This window comes from Acutalibacter intestini, assembly GCF_034334985.1.
Lineage (GTDB): Bacteria > Bacillota > Clostridia > Oscillospirales > Acutalibacteraceae > Acutalibacter > Acutalibacter intestini.
Genome location: NZ_JAWXXL010000045.1, coordinates 1 through 22,534 on the forward strand (window position 1 = coordinate 1; position 22,534 = coordinate 22,534).

At 52.0% G+C, this 22,534-nt stretch carries 24 protein-coding genes, 2 tRNA genes and 1 pseudogene; 17 read left to right on the plus strand and 10 right to left on the minus strand.

Annotated features, from left to right (window positions below; all coding sequences use genetic code 11):
- Positions 1-86 precede the first annotated feature (86 nt).
- Together U8U68_RS19165 and U8U68_RS19170 are read right to left on the minus strand one after the other, a co-directional pair.
- Entirely contained in the window at positions 87-584 is a 498-nt protein-coding gene (locus U8U68_RS19165; protein WP_322203686.1) for a replication initiator protein A, read from the minus strand.
- 188 nt (positions 585-772) lie between these two features.
- Positions 773-848: transfer RNA gene (locus U8U68_RS19170), tRNA-Ala, on the minus strand.
- A gap of 196 nt (positions 849-1,044) precedes the next feature.
- On the opposite strand from U8U68_RS19170, the gene U8U68_RS19175 reads away from it, so the two are divergent.
- Positions 1,045-1,120 (plus strand) — tRNA-Trp (locus tag U8U68_RS19175).
- A 205-nt stretch (positions 1,121-1,325) separates the two neighbouring features.
- Here U8U68_RS19175 and U8U68_RS19180 read toward each other — a convergent pair.
- The 7 genes from U8U68_RS19180 to U8U68_RS19210 form a co-directional block, all read right to left on the minus strand.
- Positions 1,326-2,543, minus strand: a complete 1,218-nt coding sequence (locus U8U68_RS19180; protein WP_322203688.1) for a tyrosine-type recombinase/integrase — start codon at positions 2,541-2,543, stop codon at positions 1,326-1,328.
- Positions 2,544-3,312: 769 nt separating this feature from the next.
- Positions 3,313-4,032, minus strand: a complete 720-nt coding sequence (locus U8U68_RS19185) for an ABC transporter permease (protein ID WP_322203690.1) — start codon at positions 4,030-4,032, stop codon at positions 3,313-3,315.
- Between the two features lie 2 nt (positions 4,033-4,034).
- Positions 4,035-4,841: an ABC transporter ATP-binding protein gene (locus U8U68_RS19190; protein WP_322203692.1), complete on the minus strand. Its 807-nt coding sequence runs from the start codon at positions 4,839-4,841 to the stop codon at positions 4,035-4,037.
- Positions 4,838-5,638 (minus strand): MerR family transcriptional regulator, encoded by an 801-nt coding sequence (locus U8U68_RS19195; RefSeq protein ID WP_322203694.1) that lies wholly within the window; start codon positions 5,636-5,638, stop codon positions 4,838-4,840. The genes U8U68_RS19190 and U8U68_RS19195 overlap by 4 nt, the downstream gene beginning before the upstream one ends.
- 157 nt (positions 5,639-5,795) lie before the next feature.
- Entirely contained in the window at positions 5,796-6,137 is a 342-nt protein-coding gene (locus tag U8U68_RS19200) for a plasmid mobilization protein (RefSeq protein ID WP_437124454.1), read from the minus strand.
- A gap of 209 nt (positions 6,138-6,346) precedes the next feature.
- Positions 6,347-6,568: a hypothetical protein gene (locus tag U8U68_RS19205; protein WP_322203698.1), complete on the minus strand. Its 222-nt coding sequence runs from the start codon at positions 6,566-6,568 to the stop codon at positions 6,347-6,349.
- 309 nt (positions 6,569-6,877) lie between these two features.
- Positions 6,878-7,033, minus strand: coding sequence for a DUF6809 family protein (locus tag U8U68_RS19210; RefSeq protein ID WP_322203700.1), 156 nt, complete (start codon positions 7,031-7,033; stop codon positions 6,878-6,880).
- A gap of 57 nt (positions 7,034-7,090) precedes the next feature.
- Here U8U68_RS19210 and U8U68_RS19215 point away from each other — a divergent pair, with 57 nt between their 5' ends.
- The 3 genes and pseudogenes from U8U68_RS19215 to U8U68_RS19220 all read left to right on the plus strand — a co-directional run.
- Positions 7,091-7,489: a COG3415 family protein gene (locus tag U8U68_RS19215; RefSeq protein ID WP_322203702.1), complete on the plus strand. Its 399-nt coding sequence runs from the start codon at positions 7,091-7,093 to the stop codon at positions 7,487-7,489.
- Complete coding sequence (locus tag U8U68_RS22530; RefSeq protein ID WP_367575864.1) at positions 7,471-7,542, plus strand: hypothetical protein; 72 nt, start codon at positions 7,471-7,473, stop codon at positions 7,540-7,542. The genes U8U68_RS19215 and U8U68_RS22530 overlap by 19 nt, the downstream gene beginning before the upstream one ends.
- A 21-nt stretch (positions 7,543-7,563) precedes the next feature.
- A pseudogene (locus tag U8U68_RS19220) lies at positions 7,564-8,133 on the plus strand (IS630 family transposase); the annotation flags it as partial.
- Here the strand turns inward: U8U68_RS19220 and U8U68_RS22535 are convergent.
- Positions 8,059-8,262, minus strand: a complete 204-nt coding sequence (locus U8U68_RS22535; protein WP_367575863.1) for a DUF6809 family protein — start codon at positions 8,260-8,262, stop codon at positions 8,059-8,061. The pseudogene U8U68_RS19220 and the gene U8U68_RS22535 sit on opposite strands and share 75 nt — an antisense overlap.
- A 770-nt stretch (positions 8,263-9,032) precedes the next feature.
- Between U8U68_RS22535 and U8U68_RS19225 the strand changes: the two genes are divergently transcribed.
- From U8U68_RS19225 to U8U68_RS19285, 13 genes are all read left to right on the plus strand, one after another.
- Complete coding sequence (locus U8U68_RS19225) at positions 9,033-9,878, plus strand: hypothetical protein (protein ID WP_322203704.1); 846 nt, start codon at positions 9,033-9,035, stop codon at positions 9,876-9,878.
- Between the two features lie 41 nt (positions 9,879-9,919).
- Positions 9,920-10,189, plus strand: coding sequence for a DUF4314 domain-containing protein (locus tag U8U68_RS19230; protein ID WP_202612298.1), 270 nt, complete (start codon positions 9,920-9,922; stop codon positions 10,187-10,189).
- Between the two features lie 35 nt (positions 10,190-10,224).
- Entirely contained in the window at positions 10,225-11,427 is a 1,203-nt protein-coding gene (dcm, locus tag U8U68_RS19235) for a DNA (cytosine-5-)-methyltransferase (protein WP_322203706.1), read from the plus strand.
- The gene (locus tag U8U68_RS19240) at positions 11,412-12,116 is read left to right on the plus strand and encodes a DUF1281 family ferredoxin-like fold protein (protein ID WP_217959717.1); all 705 of its coding nucleotides are present in this window, start codon (positions 11,412-11,414) and stop codon (positions 12,114-12,116) included. The genes dcm and U8U68_RS19240 overlap by 16 nt, the downstream gene beginning before the upstream one ends.
- A 42-nt stretch (positions 12,117-12,158) precedes the next feature.
- Positions 12,159-13,124: a DNA adenine methylase gene (locus tag U8U68_RS19245; protein WP_322203709.1), complete on the plus strand. Its 966-nt coding sequence runs from the start codon at positions 12,159-12,161 to the stop codon at positions 13,122-13,124.
- Between the two features lie 15 nt (positions 13,125-13,139).
- Positions 13,140-13,394 (plus strand): hypothetical protein, encoded by a 255-nt coding sequence (locus tag U8U68_RS19250; RefSeq protein ID WP_322203711.1) that lies wholly within the window; start codon positions 13,140-13,142, stop codon positions 13,392-13,394.
- The gene (locus U8U68_RS19255) at positions 13,391-13,765 is read left to right on the plus strand and encodes an AbrB/MazE/SpoVT family DNA-binding domain-containing protein (RefSeq protein WP_322203713.1); all 375 of its coding nucleotides are present in this window, start codon (positions 13,391-13,393) and stop codon (positions 13,763-13,765) included. The genes U8U68_RS19250 and U8U68_RS19255 overlap by 4 nt, the downstream gene beginning before the upstream one ends.
- Positions 13,740-14,414 carry a DUF3846 domain-containing protein gene (locus U8U68_RS19260; protein WP_322203715.1) on the plus strand — a complete coding sequence of 225 codons (675 nt, stop codon included), beginning with the start codon at positions 13,740-13,742 and terminating at the stop codon, positions 14,412-14,414. The genes U8U68_RS19255 and U8U68_RS19260 overlap by 26 nt, the downstream gene beginning before the upstream one ends.
- A 159-nt stretch (positions 14,415-14,573) precedes the next feature.
- Entirely contained in the window at positions 14,574-15,356 is a 783-nt protein-coding gene (locus U8U68_RS19265) for a hypothetical protein (RefSeq protein WP_322203717.1), read from the plus strand.
- A 77-nt stretch (positions 15,357-15,433) separates the two neighbouring features.
- Positions 15,434-20,632, plus strand: coding sequence for a VaFE repeat-containing surface-anchored protein (locus U8U68_RS19270; RefSeq protein ID WP_322203719.1), 5,199 nt, complete (start codon positions 15,434-15,436; stop codon positions 20,630-20,632).
- Positions 20,629-20,967 (plus strand): DUF7768 domain-containing protein, encoded by a 339-nt coding sequence (locus U8U68_RS19275; RefSeq protein ID WP_322203721.1) that lies wholly within the window; start codon positions 20,629-20,631, stop codon positions 20,965-20,967. Before U8U68_RS19270 ends, U8U68_RS19275 begins: the two co-directional genes overlap by 4 nt.
- Positions 20,964-21,296, plus strand: a complete 333-nt coding sequence (locus tag U8U68_RS19280) for a DUF3852 domain-containing protein (protein WP_066535730.1) — start codon at positions 20,964-20,966, stop codon at positions 21,294-21,296. Before U8U68_RS19275 ends, U8U68_RS19280 begins: the two co-directional genes overlap by 4 nt.
- A 131-nt stretch (positions 21,297-21,427) precedes the next feature.
- Positions 21,428-22,294, plus strand: a complete 867-nt coding sequence (locus U8U68_RS19285; protein WP_437124455.1) for a conjugal transfer protein TrbL family protein — start codon at positions 21,428-21,430, stop codon at positions 22,292-22,294.
- Positions 22,295-22,534 lie beyond the last annotated feature (240 nt).

A 22,534-nucleotide genomic window follows, 5' to 3' on the forward strand; every position in this document is an offset into this window, starting at 1 on the left:
AATTTTTTCTTCCTGACTGCCGCTTTTGGGCGGCGGTCTGTTTGCTGTATTCACTTTTTCCATCCGCTTCCTTTCATATTTTTGGCTTAAGGGGCTTGACTTTTTATTTGCAGGCTTTCAGTCTGATTTTTGTAAGTATAATTACACTCCGATTTTCCGAAGTCTGGATTTCGGGGCGGGGGAGAGGGCTGATTTTCAACCTGCGGCTGCACTTCTCTGGTGGTGAAACGCTTGACATAAATTCTTGCAGGTCTGCCCTGGCCCTGCTTTACCCGCTGTATCAGACCGATGCCCTTGCCGCTGTCCAGCTCTGCCAGCAGCTTGACCGCCTTATCGTTACCGCAATTAAGAGCCTCCTTGATTTCGTCTAAAGGATAGTAGATGAACACCCGGTTTTCCTCGTCATACCAGCCGTTCCGGGCGGAAAGGCCCATACGGTCAAGCATAAGGCCGTAAAGCAGCTTGGCGTCGGTGGAGACGAGCTTGAACTCCGGGCCCACAATGAGCTGACGGGGGATACGGTAGAAACTGAACTGCTCCGATTCCCTGCCGTAGAAATAATCATAGTCAAGGCGGTCTTTCATGGGGGAAACTCCTTTCTGTTATGATGGTATCTAAAAATGGGCATGAAAAAAGGGGCGTTCAAAAAGTCTGAACGCCCCATGGGGGAGTGTGCTTGCGTGGCTGGCGTGGCCGGGATATGCCAGTCTACGAAACACACATACAAAAAAAGGCTCGTTCCTTTTGAAACAAGCCTTTTCCCTGTGTACCTTGGTGGAGATAAGCGGGATCGAACCGCTGACCTCTTGAATGCCATTCAAGCGCTCTCCCAGCTGAGCTATACCCCCAACTCATCAGCACTCCTTAGTGCTTGATTATAATACCACATTCTTTCCGATTTTGCAAGCCCTTTTTTCAAAAAAATTCGATTTTTTTCATTTTTCCCCGTGCCCTCTTGCTCCAACAGAATCCTGCTTCTTTTTTTGTAAAAAAATGTTGACAAACCCCATCCAGAATGATATAATAAATAGGCCTTAAAGATATAGGGGTATAGCTCAGCTGGTAGAGCAGCGGTCTCCAAAACCGCGTGCCGAGGGTTCGAATCCTTCTGCCCCTGCCACAGACTTGGCCCGGAATTCCTTGGAATTCCGGGCTTTTCTTGTGTTTTGGGGTGGTGGTATGCGGTCTGGATTGCCGCTCCCCTGGGCGTGTATTTTGCCGTTTTTTCGTATCTGTTCGCATCCGTTTCTAACTTTTCCGTCTGGCACAGCATCAATAAATCATCAAAATTTCGGGGTGCTCTCCCCTGTGTTGGCTTGCTCTGGCTAGAAATTGAACCCGTCCGTGATTCCCTGCAGACGGGTCGTGTCTTTTTTGACGTAGTACATCTCGGTGATTTGCGAGGTGCTGTGGCCCAGGAGGTCGGCCACCTGCCGGGGCGAGAGTGCTTTGATGGTGCCGTCGGGCTGTTTCACGCCGTTTATCAGTTGGGTCGCAAAATGATGTCTTAAACTGTGCAATCCTTTCTGATCTATGCCCGCTGCTTTCAAAATCCGGTAGTACCTCTTGCGGAAGTTCACCGGCCTGGTGTAGCCGCCCTTCTCGTCGCTCACGAGGGGCGCTGTGGGGCCGAAGTTGCGTTCCTGGCGTAACTCCCTTACCGCCTGCACTGCGGCCTGATTCAGCGGCACACGGCGCTTGCTGGTGGCCGTTTTGGTCTTGCCGACTTTGACTTCTCTGCCGGGGACATAGTCTGTCCCCTCTCGCCTGCAGACCTCCTTGACGTTCTGCCGCACTTCCAAGTACCTGCCCTCCAGATTGATGTCGCTGTTGAGCAGGCCAAGCAGTTCACCGGTGCGGAGTCCGGTATTTAGCATGAGAATGTATGCCGCCGGTTGCTGGTACTTTGGCTTGCCGTTGCTGAATTTGCTAAACGCCTCGGCCTTGAATTTCTCTATTTCTTCTGGCGTGAACACCGTGACAGTTTCCTGAGTAGGCAGGTCTTCTTTGTTCTGCGCCGCCATGAAATTCGACTTCTTTATCATGGGTACGCTATTCATCGGGTTCTTCGTAAGAATTTCCTGCTGGGTCAGGTAGCGGAAATATTCGTTTAGGACGATGTATACCTTCTTCACGGTGGTGTAAGCGTAACCCTCGCCCATCCAGCGGTTCAGAACTTCCTTGAGTTCAGCGGCTGTGATATCGCCTACTACTTTCTCTCCTAGCAGAGGAAAAATCTGATGCGCTACGGTACATTCACAGCGGTCGTAGGTAGTACGCTCCACTGAGGGAAATTTGAACACCTGGAGCCAGTGGGTCATGCTCTCCTTGAGTGTTCTGCGGGACTCGTCCGACTCCTGCAAGGCATCATTGAAAGCAGCAACGTAGTCTGTCATTTTCTTGGTGACTTCAGCCTTGGTAGTGCCTGAGAAACTTTTTCGCTTACGTTCCCCTCTCTCGTCCATGTACCACACTGTGCCGCCCCAGCGGTCATCTGTACGCTTAAAGGCTTTTCCATTCGTAAGCAGTTTCTTTTGTGCCATTCTTGTCAGCCTCCTTTCGTCAACAACACAACATACCACACCTTGTTTCGAAAGTCCACTGACTTTTTTCTTACTTTTTGCTCTGGCATTTCCGGATTTCTAAAGGCCGTATTCTTTGTTTTGCAACGCAAATTCTGAGCCAGGTATCTTGCCCTTACAAAAGTGGGTTCGGGCTACTGCCCGGTAATCGTGCCGTCCGACAACGTCGGACGAACGCTCTGCTTGCCCTCCCTCAAAGGGGAGGTTTTTTGTAGGACATCTGTGCACCATTTGTAACCCCTTAGCAATCCCTCACAGCACCGCCGTTTATCGTGATAGCAACCCTACTTTTCACTCCAAAGTGTCATCAGCAACCCCTATCGTGATTTTGCACTAGAAAGCCCGAAATCCCTTGAAACAACCGGCGTTGCCGGGCGTTGTGAATCGGCGGGTGGGTGTACTGCAACCCACCCGCCTTTCTCCTGCTTGAAAATCGGATGACTGAGAATCTGTACTGTTTGTGCAAAGTATAGGATACTATAAACTGGACACCTTACGTCCTCTTTACAAAAGTTTTTGAAAAGATTTCCTCAAACTCTATCAATACTGTAATATTAGTGTGTCCTTAAACTACCGTAACTGCTTAGCGTCCCTTCCTCTATACACTATACACCTAAAAATGCGGCGGTTCTGATTTCTCAAAACCGCCGCAACTGAAGATAAGCCAAGTATAAAAGTCTTTTCGCTCAGCGGTGTCTTTCCTTTCTGCCGCTGGGCAGTTTTTTCGTTCCTATTGCCGTGTTTCAATTCTCTTCATCAAAAAAGCGCACAATAGTGCAGCTATAACGAAGATTACAAGCAAAGGCCAGAGGTTATTCCAAATAAACGTACTCTCAGTCAAAAATGCGTATCCCCATGTCGCGGGAAATAATTTACCAGCCATCACAAATGCCTTGGGCAGCATATTGTTTGGAAACATGATCCCTGAGAGCATCGTAGATGGAAGAAATAACATGATAGATATCATTGAAGTATTCGCCGTGCTTTTTGCGGCTAAACCTATCACACTGGCAATGCTAAGCGATACGGCTATCAGGGTGATCAACCCCACGAAATATGTTCCCGGATGTGCCGGGATTTTTGCATCAAAGGCAACCGACGCAATGACATAAAGGATGAAACTCATGATGAGCAGATGGACAAACGCTGAAATGTTCGTCAAAAATAATCCTAATGACAGAGGTACGCCATTCGCTTGATATGCGTTCTTCACGTCGCTCCTGTATATTTCCACAAGCGAGGGAGGCAATCCGATCAGCGCACCCATAGTGACAGTAAATACAGACATGGACTGAATCAAAGTTTCGCGGCTATCTGGCATAACGGATGTAAAAATTCCTCCCATAACCGCGAAAAACAGAAGCGGAACAGCATAGCACGTAATCAACATTGTTTTGCTTCGCAAGTCTAGTTTCCACTGCAATGCGACTCCATATAAAAATCCGCTCATTCCTACTCCCCCCTTGCTATCTTTACGAAATGCTGTTCCAGAGAACCACGGTTTACCTGGATATCTTGAATTTCTATCTCTTTTTCATGATAGCCTTTCAATATAGAAATCAAACTTTCTCCTATGTTATCCACTTCAAACTTTTCCATTCCCTGGCTTGTTTTTGTACAGATATTATAATGTTTTCCGACCGCCCTCGTCAGTTCGCTCACAGTTCCCGCGAATGCGATCCGGCCGTCTTTCAGAATTGCGATATTGTCACACAGGTTCTCTACTTCGGCCATGTCATGGCTGGCTAACAAAATCGTTTTTCCTTGGGCTTTCAGAGTGCGGATATACTCGTGGAGAGAAATCCGTCCCTCAATGTCCAGTCCGGCGGTCGGCTCGTCAAGGAATACAATATCGGGATCACTGATTAAAGCCAGGGCCAAATGAAGCCGCCGTTTCTGTCCGGTCGACATTTCCTGATACTGTTTGTTCGCCAGATTGTCTACACCTAACGCCGTTAGCATAGAGGTATTGACCGATACCTTGTTCCATTTTTCAAAAAGGTGAACAGCCTCTATTCCCTTGATATGGACAGGCAGAGAAGCCGATTGTAATTGAATACCCATACGTCCATTTATAGCGATACTGCCGCTATCGTACTTTCGTAAGCCCTCAATACATTCAAGCGCTGTTGTTTTTCCCGCGCCATTTACGCCGAGCAATGCGAAAATAACCCCTTTGCGTATACACAAATCAATACCCTTTAGTACCTCTTTTTTTCCATAGCTTTTACGCAATCCTCTTACTTGTAATGCGTTCATGTTGTTTCCTCCTGGAATGGATTTATCCCCGAATTTGAAAAGTACGCGCCCAATGCCGGTTCAATGAAAGCATTTGCTTTGGCCTGCATCTGCTTCAATTCCTGATTAAATTCATCACTTTCTCCTATTTGCATGAGTTTCGGGAGCATGGTAGCATCCCCGTTTTTGAACTCCAAAATCATATCCCAATAGGCTTTTGCGAATTGCAGTCCTTCCGGGCTTTCCACGGGTACGCCCGCATTCTGGAGCCGAATTGCCTCGTCCTGGAGATGTAGAAATTTTTGCAGAAACGCGATACCGCTTTCCTTATCAAACCGGCTGCGGATATGATCCAAGGTTTCTCCGTCAAAATGCTTGATAAGCCAATAAAAATCATTTTTCATTTCCAGATTAACGATGATATCCGCATATTTTTTGAAGTCCACCGTCTGCATTTCGAGCACTTCTGTTTTTAGCGCCTCAATTTCCGACAGCGATTCTGTCAAGTTTGCTATCTTATTGCGTATTGTAGCTGCTTGCTCTGAAAGAATTTGTGCCACATCCGCTGGATCGTCTAGTGGAATCAGTCTGTCTCTGATGTCATTCAAGGAAAACCCTAAATGTTTCAAGGATAATATCTGGTGCAGTTTGACAATATCTTTGTCAGTATAAAGCCTGCGGCCCCCTTCACTCAGGGCTGATGGCGAGAGCAGACCTTCCTTATCGTAGTGCTGTAATGTTCGGACTGTCACGTCCATCCTTTTTGCAACCTCGCCTACCGTCAAATATCCCTGTGGGACAGATCTATATTTTTCCACGCTTAAACGACCTCCTGCGAATAGTATAACTCATTACGTTACGTCATGAGCAAGACTTTTTTTCTTGTTTTTTATAATATCGGCAACAGCGCTCGAAAAATGTAGCTTATAATGCAATTATGACATTAGCAGCAGGAGGAAGGGAAAATTTGCATTTCTAACTATCATAGCTTGTACAGATTACTGTTTGCTCAATGCGCCGTAGGCTATCCCGCAGGTGAATCACATTCTCGTAGTAAGCGGCCTCATCAATCAGTCCGGTAGCGTTCGCTATAAAAGTCAGCTGATTCAGATTATTGCCAATCTCTTTCAACTCGCGGGTCATGGCAAAGTAATCAGCGGGCGGTGATTCTTTAGGCTCATACCCAACGATAAGCTGACGGACATAAGCCGACTTTGTCAACCCACAAGACTTAGCTCGTCTAGTAATCCTCTTGTACTCTTTCTCACTCAGCCGAAGACTGAGCTTTTTCCTTCTACTGATGTCGATATTAAACATCTCCTCTCTGCCGCACGACAGCGCGGCTCTAAAAATGGGGTCATAGGGGCAGCGCCCCTACCCAGCCGCGCGGCATTTGAGGGCAATGTGTCTGACAGAATGTCTGACACGTTGTCCCACAAATGCGATGCTGGCGCGTACTTAAAACTCAATAATTTTCGTTTTAACTACTTTTGGGCCTACAGCCCAATTTAGCGGCTTTCAGCCGCTTACAAATCGTCCCCTAAGCAGAAATCTTCGGCGCTTTCGCTGCCAAAAAGAATGACGCTTAGCGTGGCGATAGCCCGGTTTATGTTCTTGTAAAACGTCGAATGCTCAATCGCAAACCGCTCCTCAATAGCGGATATACTTATCGGGGTATCGCAGAGATAACGGGCATAAATGAGCTTATAGCCCCGCTGAGCGGAAGGGCTGGTTTCGTTTTTGCACATCTCTTTGAAACAGTCCAAGGCTGCATTTAAGCGCGCCCATAGCACCTGATTCGAGGCAGTTAAAAGCGACATTGAGGTCAATTTCTGATAGTAGGCTGTCCATTTCTCCGTTAAAATCCGCCCTCACAAATCGCCGCAAATGCCCTCACACGGCGTTCTTTGCCTGCGGGCGGTAACTTTTCTCGACCGCTGCCCCAAATTGCCCGACACGGCCCTTACACGCCTCAACAGCCCTCCGTGTAATCTTCTCCGAAAACGCCAAATGCCGCAAAACTCTTGCGGCCCTCAAATATCGAATATCTCTTTCGATTACCTTTCTCTGTGTTCATCCATGCGGTGAATTTCAACCATCAGCAAAATTCCCAAGCGCAGTCCCTCTGCAAAAACTGCCCTGTTTTCCATATTGAATATTTCCGCATTCATGTCCATCATGTGTTCCAGCTTTGCGTACTGCTCCTCAGTCAATATTATTCCTGAAAAACGACCTAGAAAAAAGCAGTAGAAAGTGGTAAAATAGGGAGTATGGAATACATAGATTTACGAAAACTGAAAAGTGGAGAGCTCAAGCAGGTACGCCGTCAGGTCGTACGCCTCAAACAGATGGGAAAAGCCGGGAAAGAAATTGAGGAATTAACCGGAGTGCGGCAGAGTCGCGCCAGCGAAATATGGACGGCATATAAGCGAGAGGGAGACAAAGCGCTGGAACCGAAGAAACACGGATTCCAGAAGGGGACGCATCTGCTTCTGACACCGGAGGAGCAGGCGGAAATACGGGAAACGATTGTTACCCGCCGCCCAGAGGAATTCGGCATTCCTGGGAGTCTGTGGACGCTGAAGAAAGTGTGTGCATACGTCTGGAAAAGGTATCGGAAAAGATCTCGGACGGCAGTGTGTCGGATTATATGCGGCGCTGGGGCTTGACGTGCCAGCGTCCGGTCAAGCGTGCCCGGAAACAGAATCCTTCCCGTATCTAAAGGTGGCGGGAGGAAGAATATCCGGCCATCGACCAGCGGGCCAAGGCAGAAAATGCCGTGATTTACTGGGGAGACGAGACTGGAATCGACAACTGCTCGAACTGTGAGCGCGGGTTTGCACCCAAAGGACAGCCTCCTGTTCTGTCGGTGGAAACGAAAAGAGAGAGGCTGAATATGCTTTCCGCCCTGAGCAGGCAGGGGGACGTTCGCTTTATGATGTACGAGGATTCCATGAACCAGCAGCGCCTGATCCAATTTATGGACCGGTTGATTCGGACCTCCAACCAAAAGGTTTTCCTGATTTTGGACAACTTAAAGGTGCACCACGGGAAGAAAGCCGCAGCCTGGCTGGACAAGCATCGGGATAAAATCGAGCTGTTCTTTCTGCCGCCCTATGCTCCCGAGAGCAATCCGGACGAATATCTCAATCACGCGCTGAAACTTTCGGTCCATTCTGGCGACTTACCTCGGACCATATACGATATCCGCCATAAAACTGCTTCCTTCATGCGAACATTACAACATTCTCCTGATAAGGTCTCCGCTTTCTTTCAACATAATCAGATTTCCTATATTCTTGTTCGGGGGTAATAATTCCTCAAACTCCTCGATTTGCTGGCCTACTCTGTTCACTGTGCGCCGGTATTTTTCATCACTGGGCGTTTCTGTTTCTACCGGGGATATTTCGCCATTATATAGCTCGTTTATTACGCTTATCATTGTCTGGCTGCCTCCTTCGTGATAAGGGTCCTTTTTGTCCTTCGCCACCACAATACCCGAAACCGCTGCGGAAGTCCAGACTTTTTTCTTCGTGAAAACCGCTGAAAAAATCGGCTTGCTTTTTATCTATGCCAAAGAGTCGCTTTCTTTGTTTTGCGGCTCAAATTTTGAGCTATGCAGCCTCTTGACAATGGGTCATTTGTATAGTACTATCACGTCAACAATTTGGTCGTTTTCTTGAAAAGCAGACAAAGAAAAAGCCCTTTCGGGGGCTGAGAAAATCGGATATCATCAATAAATCATCAAAATTCTTTGGGGCGTATGTTTCGGAAACACAAACGGCTCAACCGCGCGGGAAATTGGCCGATGTATGTCCGCTGATGCTTTTTCCACATCCACTCCAAAACCGCGTGCCGAGGGTTCAAGTCCTTCTGCCCCTGCCATCCTAGGAAAACCAAAAAGATATTTGGGCAAAAAACCGCGCCATGGCGCGGTTTTTTGCATCTCAAAGGGCTGGATTTCAAAAGTACGAAAACGGGGATGGCAAAACGGCGTTTTGGCTTTCCGGCAGGAAGTGAACCCTCACAACAACAGAATAGCACAGAGTGAGAGGGCCAGTGGAAAAAATCCGCTGGCCCTTTTTCGCAAAAAGACGTTAGTCTTTTGCGTGCATAAGGGCGATAGCCCGTTGCATACATAGCCGGTCGCTGGAGAAACCTCTTCAAAACAAGCGACCGGCTTTTTTTATTTCTTGAAAGAAGGTGCATCAAGTGATCAAAGCAAAAATAACCAACCAGTTTGGAGCAGCCCTCGAACGAGAACTGCCTCTTGACATCCACCAGTTCTACCACGATATGCGGGAGGCCGGTATCAACAAGCCGCCCCGAAATATCCTGCTCCATGATGACAAGGGCGTGGGTCTCCATCTGTCTGCCGACAGTGAGATTGGCAGCCGCCTGCTGAGAGTGTTCAGCAAGGGCGACACTTTAGCTGACGCCAACACTGTGGCATTTGCTGTGTCGACTGCCAGAGAAGAAATTCTCACAGACTTGGAGCAGAACATCGTCCACAACCAGTATCTCACCAAGGAAATGCTGTTCGATGACATCCAGGCCATGGCCCAGGCGGCAGGGCCGGTCAAGCTGGCGTTTTACTGCCCCCTGGTAGGCCAGCTGGATGACGGCGAGTGCGACGAGGATATCGACGTGGGCAGCGGTTTCCTGACGGCATACCAGGATCAGATCGAGCAGGGCATCGCTAACGAGCAGGCCCCCGAGATGGGCGATATGGCTCAGTATATGGGCGGTAATCCGGGTGTAGCTGCCAAGCTCATGTCTGCGGTCTGGACAGTAGAGGAAATAGACGGCAGGCTCCTGGGCCGTATCGACTGCCACCTCAAGGAGTCGCTCACTCCGGAAGAAATGGCTGATTTGAAAGACGAAATCCTCGGACAATGCTCAGATGGGCTCGGGGAAGGCTTCGAGCAGCGGCCTATCGAAACGGATGAGGGCGACCTGTACGTTTCCTACTGGAACAGCAGTGATGATTATTTTCTCTGCACCGAGGACGAGTTGGACGAACACCTGGAACCCCATCAAGGGATGGGCGGTATCTGAAGGAGGTTTTCAAGATAAACGATTGGGATAGATTACACCGAATGGCTGAGCACTACAAAGCCGAGTACCCGTCCGGCACCAGAATTATGCTGCTGAGCATGGGCGAGGACATCCACCGCATTGGTGACAATACCCGCGGAACTGTTATGGCGGTGGACGATATCGGCACTCTGCACTGCAAGTTCGACAATGGCCGGTCGCTGGGCCTTATCCCCAGCGAGGACTCCTTTCGCAAGCTGACTGAGGAAGAACTGGCAGAGGAACAGGAGCTGGATATGGACGAGGATGAAGATTTCGGCATGAAAATGTGAGGTGATTTTAACACGGCGAAGTGGTCGGATGGCGCATGGCTATCCGATTTTTTGATATGTTCGCGGGGATCGGCGGCTTCCGCTCCGGCCTGGAGGCCGCGGGCGGGTTTGAATGCATCGGTCACTGTGAGATAGATAAATATGCGAACCAGGCATATAACGCCATGTACGATACGGAAGGAGAATGCTTTTTTGAGGACGCCAGAACCATCGACCCCGGCGCGCTGCCGGATATCGACCTTATTTGCGGAGGCTTCCCTTGTCAGAGTTTTTCAATCGCTGGAAAACGGCGAGGATTTGCGGACGATGCAAGAGGAACTTTGTTTTTTGAGGTTGCCCGCCTTGCCGCCGGTAAAAGACCTGCATTTCTGCTGCTTGAAAATGTTCCCGGCCTCCTATCGCATGACGGCTGTCGGACGTTTGCGGCCATCCTCTCTACGTTGGATGACCTGGGGTACGATGTCGCGTGGCAGGTGCTTAACAGCAAGGATTTTGGAGTCCCCCAATCCCGCAAGAGAGTGTATATTGTCGGATATCTTAGAGACCGATGTGCCGGAGAGGTACTTTCTTTCACAGACACAAATGGAGCGGCTCTTGAGCAAGTCTTACCCGGCCCGGAAGGGCGGCGGGTGTACTCCTCCGCAGGAGTGTCCATCACTCTGACAAGCACGGCAGGCGGCTTTGGCGGCAGGAGTGGGCTCTACGATGTCACCCTGCCCATCAAGGTTATGACCAAGGCTGGGTATCAGTTGGCCCACCCCGGCGACAGCATCGACCTAGCCTACGCCACCATGAACACCAGGCGCGGCAGAGTTGGGGACAAAATCGCGCACACCGTTACCCCTGGAAACAACCAGGGGTATTTCTTTATTGACCTGAACGAAGAACCCAGCCTGACTGAGAACGCCCGATGCCTGCTGGCTAATCAGGATGCAGGTATTGGCAAGTTCAAAGGCGGGAAATCCGGCGTATTCGTAGAAGGAAAAGCTCCTTTTGCCGTTCCTGTGCAGGACGCGGACGGTACTGTGCATTATGGGAAAGTGCGAAAGCTCATGCCCATAGAATGCTGGCGTTTACAAGGTTTTAGTGACGAACAATTTAATAAAGCTGCTGCAACCGAACTATCCGACGCACAGCTTTATAAAATGGCAGGCAACGCGGTCACTGTGCCTGTCATTTCCGCTTTAGGCGAGAAAATCAAAGACATTTACTGGAGGTCATCATGCCAAACCATGTAACAAACATTATTGAGATCAAGGGCGACCCTGCCCGGATCAAATCCTTATTCGAGGCCGTAAAAAACGATGAGTACGGCCTCGGCTCCATTGATTTCAACAAACTGATCCCCATGCCGCCGGAGTTGGATATCGAGGAAGGGAGTCGCACAGACCGCGGTCTGAAAGCCTATCGTGACTTCATTGGGGTTTACACCTTTAACGACAAGAAAGGGGATTTCGACCTGCTGAACATCCCCGAGAAATCAGAGCAGGCATTTCTCCGGGTGCGGCCTGACATCGACCGCGCCGCATGGGATTTGGGCAGGCAGGCGTTCCAGAATGAGCAAAAATATGGGGCCGCTACTTGGTATAAGTGGCGAATCAGGAACTGGGGTACCAAGTGGAACGCCTATGGCTACGAGGACGGAGTCCAATTTGACGGGCATTCCCTGCGGTTCTGGTCGGCGTGGTCACCGCCCCAGCCGGTTATTGACAAGCTGTCGGAGATGTACCCCGACCTGGATTTTGTCCACCAGTTTGCCGACGAGGACATCGGGCATAACTGCGGCGAGGATGAGTACCACAACGGCTCTTTGTGCGGCGAGTATCGCCCTGCTGGTGTTGAGGCCGTGGAGTACGCCAATAGCCTTTGGGGAAATGGTGAGTTGGAGGAAGATGAGGATTTGGACAGCGGGATTTCCATGAAGTAAGTATAGCTAAATTTTAGGCCGGTATCAATCGTTCAGGAAACGATGATACCGGCCTTTTTTCGTTTTCTGGACGATTTCCGGCGAAGAAATGAGGTGGTCTCAATTAAATCGCCGGTATCGTGGGTAGGCAATAAAGCGCCTATCCTCCCCATTATCTACAGCCTATTCCCGTTGCAATACGGCAGGTTTGTGGAGGTGTTCGGCGGCTCCGGGAGTGTGCTGCTGGGAAAGCCCCCTGACCCTTTTGAGGTTTACAATGACTTCGACCGGAACCTTGTCAACCTGTTCCACTGCATGAAGGAACGGACTATGGCCACCATTCAGGAACTTGGGTTTTGTAATCTCAATTCCCGTGCAGACTTCCAGGCCATCAAGAAGTTTTTTCAGCATGAACAATTCGATGACAGATTTCTGGAAGAAGAAATGGAGCTAACCGAAATCCTGTTCCCGCCGCCAGCGGCAGAAGAATTGCAGGCTATCCGGCAGCGCATTACCAAAGATTACGACGTGCGCCGGGCGGCAATGTACCTGAAGTTGCTCCGCTACAGCTACTCCAGCGGGAAGAAGTCTTTTGCCTCACAGCCCTTTGACCTACGGCGGCTGTTCGGCCTTATCCAGCAGCTAGAAAACCGGCTGGCGAATGTCGTGGTAGAAAGTCAGGACTTTGAAACCCTCATCCACCACTACGACCGGTCCGACACATTCTTTTATCTCGACCCACCCTATTTCTCCACGGAGGATATGTACGCGGTGGAGTTTGCCTGGGCCGACCATGTGCGCCTGCGTGATACGGCAGCAAGTATGCAGGGAAGGTTTCTGCTCTCATACAACGACTGCCCGGAGATTCGGGAGTTGTATGAGGGCTTTCCTGTGTTTGATTTTACGAGAGTCCACTCTATGGCCCAGAGGTACGAGGCCGGGAAAGAATTCAAAGAACTGCTTATCGGCAACTATGACCTGTTTGAACGGGAAAAAGCCAAACCTGCTCAGTTAGCATTTGATATATAAAAAGGAAGTGTTTTTGTGAATAACAGCAGCCAGTTTATTCTGGTGTCCGTGCCCCTGGAGATGTTTCTGGAGGCGGGCATCAACACCGAAAGTATCATCCAAGTGAGCGCCCGTGAAGGGAAAATCATCATCGATACCCCGGACAGCACGGAGGATTACGTTTGCGACCGGGACTGCGATAATTGTCCGCTCAACGCTGTCCCCTGCGAATTTGATTGTGAAAGCTGCCCCTGCGAGGCCAACTGTGACGGAAGGGAGCTGGATGAATGAAAAAGCTGTTGCGCATTTTGGGTAAGAGGGGCCGCATCACGATTCCATATGAAATCCGGCAGCGGGTGGGATTTGCCTATAACGACGTGCTGTCTTTTACCGAATCCAGTGACGGCAGGTCGGTGATCGTCCGCCGGGAGAAGCTCTGCGATGATTGCCAGGGTAAAACTGTGCAAGCTATGACGGATGACATGACAATGCTGCTGGAACTATTGGACGCCCTGCCCACGGAACTGAAAAAAGCAGCTTTTGTGCAGCTCTCGGAGAGCCTGGGCAGGCTGCCCAGGCGCGAAATCAGAACTGGCCCGCCCCGCCGGGAAATTCAAGGAAAGCGAGGTGCTGTGCTTGCAGATCCAGATATTCCAAATTGACGGCGATTACGATGAGGACAGCCTGAAATTTCGTGGTCTTGAGCAAACCATGGAGCTGCGCGGGGGCGCTGGAATTGATTCCGGCATATATGAGGAAGTGTTTCGCGGTGACGTAAACTGCCGCGACCTGGAAGAAGTCTACTCCTTGTTCAACGTCGGCGGGCATCCTCTGCACCGGGGCCACTCGTTGTCTATTTCGGATGTGGTGCTGACCGAAAATGGCGCGTTCTTCTGCGATCATTGGGGATTTAAGAAACTGGATTTCGACCCGGAACTGGCTCATAAGCCGGATGATCTGTTGCGGATCGTGTATGTGGAACCCGGCAGGCCGCCATTCGTCAGCGAAGTGGGCCGTGACCTGCTGTCCATGCAGAAGGCCGTGCATGGGCCGTTGGAAGTCCTCAACAATCAGGACGGCACCGTCCTACTCTGCAGTGATGAAGGAAAACTCATTGGCATGGAGGGCAACCGCCATGTGGGGGATGATGTGATCGCCGGGCCATTCATTTTGGTCGGAGATAACGGCGAAAGCCTTCGCTCCCTCACGGATACGGAGGTTGACCGGTATATGGAGCGGTTCGCACAGCCGGAGAAGATCAGCCAGGAGGAAGTGGAGGAAAGCTCTGGTTTCACATTTATGTCGATGTAAGGGGAGGCGTTCTGCCATAAAAACTATCCGCGCTCCGCCCAGATCGCAAGGAATTTCCGGCTGAATCTTTGTTGCATATTTATTCGGAATTGGTCTGGACTTTCTGAAAAGTTGTGATATGCTTGTGGTCAAGAAAAACTCCAAGAAAGGATGAAATCCATGAAGAAAATCTTGACCACTCTTATAGCCGCCGCCCTGCTCATAAGCAGCGCCGGGTGCCAGGTGCAACAGCCCCAGGCCACACAGTCAGCGCCAGAACCCGCACCCCAGGCGCTTGTACTGAATGTAGCCTCGCCCACCGATACCAGCGATGGACACATCGACACGAGCGCCATAATAGCACAAATCGCAGCGGGCCTCAAGTTCAGACCGAATACGGCAGAAAAGGAAAAGGAGAATCCCAAAGCCTACCCTGCCGCTGAACAGGAGAAGGCACAGAAACCCAAGGTACGGCAGGAAAATCCAGCCACTAAGCCAAAAACAGCGGTATCTACCCCTACTCCTGAACCGCCTGCCACCGAACCTGATGCCTACTTGAAGGTTACCGTGAAAGCCACCCCCACCCCATCGCCAGCGGCCACATCTGCACCAACTCCGGTTCCTACACCGGAGCCGCCAGCCCCCACTCCTGCGCCTGCCGAGCCTACACCGGCTCCGGCAGAGCCCACGCCAGAGCCGGTCATAGAGGAAGCCACCTTCGACATCGGTTACTGGATCAGCTATGCGCAAAGCTGCGCACAAGGCTTGGGCCTGCGGCTGGAGAGCAGCGCAGTAGACTGCTGGGACAACCCCATCGGGGCCGGGCCGCACAGCACCTGCCTGGAGAGGGACATCAGCAGCCGGCTGAATAGATATGCAAACGACCCGGATATCACCGACGTGTGGATATGGTATGAATCTACCGGCGGGAACAACTACAACATCTATATCGGGTACGCATGATAGCAAAATAAACCCAAGGACACCGCAAAAAGTGGTGTCCTTTTTTTGTTGCCCGAATGGGCAGAAAAGGAGAGAATATGATATCTACTGTTAAACGGAAAAGCATGGCGCTGGTCATGGCCTTGCTCATGTGCTTTTCCATGTTCGCCAGTTTCGGGACCACGGCCCAGGCCGCAGGGGAACGTTCCGAAATCTATATGGTCAGCTTCCCTCGTGATGCGGAAACCAACCGCGACCATTGGGACCGGGATAACCTCCAGTTCATGAACGGCTGGTATATGGACGCTTACGATATGTTCGCCACGTTTGCCGTCGGCTCGTATGAGGGAAAAGTGGCCTATTGTATCGAGCCGGGGACTCCCATCGACAACGCCCACACGTTTACAGCGAAGGACGAAACCTTTTGGGATAATTACCCCTCGTCGCTCAACAAGACAATCGACGCCGACACCATCAAGTCCCTGATTGGCCGGATTTTGCAGTATGGCTACACCGGCAACATCGACCCCACCTGGGTGTCGCAGAATAGCGCCGCAGCGGATAAACTGGCCCACGTCTACGCGACCCAGCTTTTGATTTGGGAGACCATCGTGGGTGAACGCGATGAAAACTTCGGTCACGTCAGCACTGGCGGCAAGAACCCTGTCTTAGATTTCATCAAGCCTGGACACCCTCTGCGCAGCCGGATCATGGACAAGTACAACTCTATGGTCACCAGTGTCCAGAACCACAGCAAAATACCGTCTTTCATGGCTAAGAGCCGTGGAAAAGCGCCCACTATCGAGTTGGAATGGGACGGCAGCCAGTACACTGCCTCGCTGACCGACACCAATAAGGTGCTGGGTAACTACACGTTTTCCTCTGACTACAGCGCCATGAAGTTCACCACCAGCGGCGATGTGCTGACCATTACCAGCCCTACCGCTCCCACCGGCGATGTGACTGTCAGCGCCAGCAAGAAGGACTCCAAACGCATGGGCCTGGTTGTGTGGGACGATGGCACCTTCGGCCCCGGCGTGGGCCAGCAGAACACGGTCACCTATACGCAGTCCGTCACAGACCCCATTGCTGCTTACCTGAAACTCAATGTTTCTTACGGCTCCGCCAAAATCATCAAGACCTCCGAGGATGGCAAGGTGGAGGGTATCACCTTCCGCATCACCGGCAACGGCATCGATCAGACCGTCACCACCAACAGCCGGGGCGAGGTGCAGATCGATAACCTCCAGCCGGGCGAATACACCGTCACAGAGCAGGTGTCCGGCGATTACGTCCCCCAGGAGCCGCAGAAGGTGACCGTCCAGGCCGGGCAGACAGCTACGGTCAGTTTCAATAACAGCTTGCAGAAGGGCAGCCTGACCGTCACCAAAAACAGCGAAGATGGGCTGAACAGCGGCGTTCGGTTCCATCTTTACGGCACATCCTCCATGGGCGAAACTGTGGATTTGTACGCCACTACGAACAGCTCTGGTGTAGCGCAGTTCACCGACGTGCCCATCGGCAGCGGGTACACCCTGGAGGAAGTGGACACGGCTGTCCGCTATGTGGTGCCCTCATCTCAGAGTGTGAACGTGGAGTGGGAGAAAGCCACCAATGCCAGTTTCCGCAATGTGCTGAAGAAGTTCAATATCACTCTGAACAAGGTGGACGGCGAAACCGGCACTCAGCAGGGCGATGCCACTCTGGCGGGGGCCGTGTATGGTGTGTACAAGGACGGCGAGTTGGTGGACACCTATACCACCGACAGCGAGGGGCACTTCACTACCAGCTACTATGTGTGCGATTCCGGCTGGACAGTGCAGGAGATCAGCCCCAGCGAGGGGTATCTGCTGGACGAAACCGCCTACCCCGTGGGTGCTGACCCCAAGCAGTATGAGGTGGAGTTTAACTCGGCCCCGGCTCTCGCCAGCCCTGAAACCGTGCAGAAGGGAAAAATCACCATCATCAAGCACTGTGACGATGGCTCCACGCAGATTGAGACCCCGGAGGTGGGCGCGGAATTTGCCGTGTTCCTCAAGTCTTCCGGCAGCTATGACAGCGCCAAGGACTCCGAGCGGGACTACCTGACCTGCGACGAGAACGGCTATGCGGAAACCAAGCTGCTCCCTTACGGCGTGTACACCGTCCGTCAGACCAAAGGCTGGGATGGGCGCGAGCTCATGAAAGACTTCGACGTGTTCATCAATAAGGACGGCGGGGTGTACCGTTACCTTATTAACAACGCGCCGTTTACCAGCTACGTCAAGGTCATCAAGACGGATGCCGAAACCGGCAAGGCTATCCCCTATGCCGGAGCCGGATTCCAGATTTACGACCCCAACGGTCAGCTTGTTACCATGCGGTTCACCTACCCGGCGGTAACGGAGATCGACACATTCTACACCACCACGGATGGCACCCTCATCACCCCGGAGGTGCTGCCCTACGGCACCGGTTACTCCCTGGTCGAGGTGCAGGCCCCTTATGGCTATGTGCTGAACTCCGAGCCTGTCTATTTCGATATCACCCCAGACAACTCCACCGAGGAAAGCGCGGTTACTGTGGTAGAAGTGGAGCGGCCCAATATGCCGCAAAAGGGCACGATTTCCATCACCAAGCTGGGCGAGGTGTTCTCCTCTGTGACAGCTCTGGGCGGCGCAGCCACAGATGAGGATAGCAACGAAATCGAAATGCCCATCAGCTACCAGCCGGTCTACGAGGAAAAGCAGTTGGCGGGCGCGGTCTACGAGGTAACCGCTGCCGAGGACATCATCACCCCGGACGGTACCATGCGCTATGCAGCAGGCGAGGTGGTATCCACCCTTACGACCGCCCAGGACGGCCCTGTTGCCACCGAACCCCTCTATCTGGGGAAGTACCAGGTGCGGGAAGTGGAGGCCCCGTTTGGCACGGTTCTGGACACAGAAACGCACACCGTGGAACTGACCTACGCTGGGCAGGAGGTTGAGATCACCGAGGCCAGCGCCACCCTCCACGACGACCGGCAGAAGATAAAAATCAGCCTCGATAAGGTGCTGGAGCAGGACGAGCGGTTCCAGATTGGCATGAACGACGAAATTGCCACCGTGCAGTTTGGACTGTACGCCGGTGAGGATATCACTGCCGCTGACGGCTCCGCCATTCCCGCCGATGGCCTGATTGAGACCATTAACTGCACCGAGGATGGCTCGGTTGTGTTTATTACCGATCTGCCTCTGGGCAGCTATTACGTCAAGGAAATCAGCACCGACAAGCACTACACCTTGACGGATACCGTATACCCCGTGGTGTTCGAGTATGCCGGGCAGGATGTTGCGCTGGTGGAGGTTGCCCTGAATGACAGCGAACCTATCACCAACGAGCTCATCTACGGCAGCATCAAGGGCATGAAAATCGACCGGGAGAATCAGGAAACCATCGCTGGTGCGCTGTTCGGAATGTTCCGTCCTGATGCACTACAGTTCACTTCCGAGACCGCCATACTGACCTCTACCTCAGATGAAAACGGTGTGTTCTCCTTTGAGGATGTCCCTCTGGGCAACTGGATCGTGCGGGAGTTGCAGCCTGCCGAGGGGTATCTGCCCAACACCGATATTCATCATGTACAAGTGGAGAGGGACGAGCAGATTGTTGAAATCAACGTGGTCAATGATCGTATCCCGGAGCTGGGCACTACCGCCAGCATCGGCGGCGAGAAGGAAGTCAACGCCACCGAGGTTTTCACTCTGGAGGATGTAGTGGAGTACACCTATCTGGTGCCGGGCAAGGAGTACACGGTCAAGGGTGTGCTTATGGACAAGGCCACCGGTAAAGCATTGAAAATCAATGGTGCGGAGGTGCGCTCCGAAAGCACATTCATGCCGGAGAACCCCAGCGGCACGGTAACGGTTTCGTTCGAGTTCGACGCGAAATATATCAAGACCGACACCGATATTGTGGTGTTCGAGAGTCTGTATCAGGAGGGCCGGGAGCTGGCCGTCCATGCGGATATCGAGGACAACTCCCAGACCGTGACTGTTCATGTGCCGGAAATTGGCACCCAGGCCACTATCGGAGAGGAAAAAGAGGCTACCATCGACGGCCCGATTACTATCGACGATGTGGTGGCGTTTAAGAATCTGACTCCTGGCAAGGAGTACAGTGTGTACGGCATTCTCATGGACAAGAACACCGGTGAGGCCCTCAAGGTAGGCGGCGAGGAAATTCATGCTGAAAGCACCTTTACCCCGGAAACGGCAGACGGAGAAACTGTAGTACAGTTCACCTTCGACACCACTGGGCTGGTGGATTCCACCGAGATCGTAGCCTTTGAGAGCCTGTCTCGTGAGGGTATCGAGTTGGCGGCCCACGCCAATATCGAAGATCCCGCCCAGACCGTCAAGGTGACTGTTACCGGGCCTAGAATCGGCACCAAAGCTACGGTTGACGGCAAAAAAGAGGTGTCCGGCGAAGGCCTCATCACCATCGAAGATGTGGTGTCCTACAAGGGCCTGACCGCCGGGAAAGAGTACAAGCTGACTGGTACCCTCATGAATAAGACCACCGGCGAACCCTTTAAGCTGAATGGTGAGGAAATCCGTGCCGAGGTCGTGTTTACGCCCGAAAAATCTGAAGGGGAGGTCACCGTCTCCTTCCCCTTTGACACCTCCTGGGTGAACTCCACTACAGATATTGTGGTGTTCGAGAAGCTGTCTCTGAACGGAAAGGAGGTTGCTGTCCACGAGGATATCGGCGATAAGGAGCAGACCGTCACCATCATCGTCACCAGGCCGGAGATTGGAACAAAAGCCACCATCGGCGGCAAAAAAGAGGCCGCTACTGCCAAGGAAATCACCATCGACGATGTGGTGTCCTACAAGAACCTGACCCCCGGCACGGAGTACAAGCTGGTGGGTGTCCTCATGGACAAGGCCACCGGTAATCCGTTCAAGGTTGGCGATAAAGAAATCCGTGCCGAGGCCACTTTTACCACTGAAAAGGCCGATGGCGAAACTGTAGTAAAGTTCACCTTCGACGGCAGCGGCATCACCCAGGCCACGGAAATCGTGGTGTTCGAAACGCTCTATCAGGGCGAGGTGAAGATTGCTGCTCATGAGGATATCAACGATGAAGGCCAGACTGTGAAGGTCGTGCCGGTCACTCCCGGCAAGCCCACCACGCCTAACCCCGGCAACCCGCAGACCGGCGACCGCTCCATTATGGGTTTCTGGATCGGTCTGGGCGCCATCGCGCTGGGCGGGTTGGCGGCTGGCATCATCATGTACAACAGAAAGAAAAAAGAGGATGGTGAGCGATGAAAAAGGTGTATATCTGCGCGCCCCTTTCGGGGGACGTGCAGGACAATCTAGAAAAAGCAAAACGCTATAGCGAATACGCACTGAGGTGCGGGGCGGCTCCGGTCACCCCGCATTTTTATGCGCTGTGTTTGGATGACGGCATCCCGGAGGAACGTGAGATGGGTATGGCTGCCGGGCTTAGTCTTCTGTGGTTTTGCGATGAGGTTTGGATGTTCGGTGACCAGACTACGGACGGCATGAGGGCAGAAATCAAGCTGGCACACAATCTCAATATCAAAGTTAGGATTATCAAGGAACACGAAATCAAAAAAGTGATAGGAGATGTTTCAGCATGAGAAAAAGATGGAAAAAGTTTTTGCTTTGCACTGTGTTCGCAGTGCTGCTGGTGCCGGTTCTGGCGGCTCCCGCCATGGCGACCGGCGATGTGGCAGGCGCTATCCAGAGCACCTGGACAACAGCGCAGGGGCAGATCCGCACAGTTGTCGACAATGTGGTGTTCCCTGTAATAGACATGATTTTGGCGATTTTATTCTTCGTCAAACTGGGGACCGCTTATTTCGACTACAAGAAGCATGGACAGTTTGAGTTCACGGCTCCGGCGATCCTGTTCGCCTGCCTTATCTTCATGATGACAGCCCCACTCTATATCTGGACGATTCTGTAAAATTATACACGGAGTGGGAGGGGCAATGCGCCCCTCCTGCTTACATTTTATAGGTGGTGATTTCTATTTTTGATTGGTTAGGGGACATTCTCGGCGGCATTGGAAGTGCTGTCGGCGGGGTGTTCGATACGATTGGAGAACAGGTCTCAGCGGCCATCTGGGACGCCATGATCCGCTGGTTTTACAACACTATTTTTGACGCGGCAAGCGACTTTTTCACGATGATGGGCAATATGGGCGCGGATATTTTTGACCTGAACTGGGTCAGCGCCACGATCTCATTATTCACGATGTTCGGCTGGTCGCTGTTCATTGCTGGGACGGTGGTAGCTGTGTTCGACGTGGCTATAGAATACCAGACCGGACGGGCCAGCGTCAAGACCACAGCGATAAATGTGCTGAAAGGCTTTTTTGCCTGTTCGCTTATCGGCATTGTGCCTGTGGAGTTGTACAAGTTCTGCATCAGCCTGCAAAACACTTTCGCTGGGGATTTGACCCGGATATTCTCCGGGCAGCAGGTGCAGGGACTCTCCGAGCAGAGTATTGCTATCCTGACGGCGAATTTTGTGCTGCCCCAAAATACAGTAATCGGGCTGTTCGAGCTGCTGGCGCTGGTGGCTTTCGCCTACTGTGTGGTAAAAATCTTTTTTGCCAACATCAAGCGCGGAGGCATCCTGCTCATCCAGATGGCGGTGGGAGCGTTGTATATGTTTTCGGTTCCCAGGGGATACACGGACGGCTTCAACCAGTGGGTCAAGCAGATCATTGCGCTGTGCTTGACGGCTTTCCTGCAAACCACGCTGTTATTTCTGGGCCTTCTGACGTTCTCGGACAATATGCTGCTAGCCCTGGGGATCATGCTGGCGGCGGGCGAGGTACCGAGGATCGCCCAGCAGTTTGGGCTGGACAGTTCGGTCAAGGTGAATATGATGAGCGTGGTACACGCCACCAGCACGGCGATCAATATGACACGGTCTGTGGCAAAGGCCATAGCGTGAGGTGCCTATGAAAGATAATCTGGAATTGGAGCGGGGCGACATCGCCATCGACCGGGAGATGGATGTTGACTGCGATATCGGAGTGCGACACGTCGTCGCATAATTGATTGTTCAACGCCGAAAGGTGATTGAACTTGCTATTCCGTTAGCAAGACCTACTATCCCCGAAGTGGCGCGCAAGTGCTATGAGGGAGCGGATAGGACAAGGTAGCCCACCCGAAAGGGAGAAGCTGGAACCGT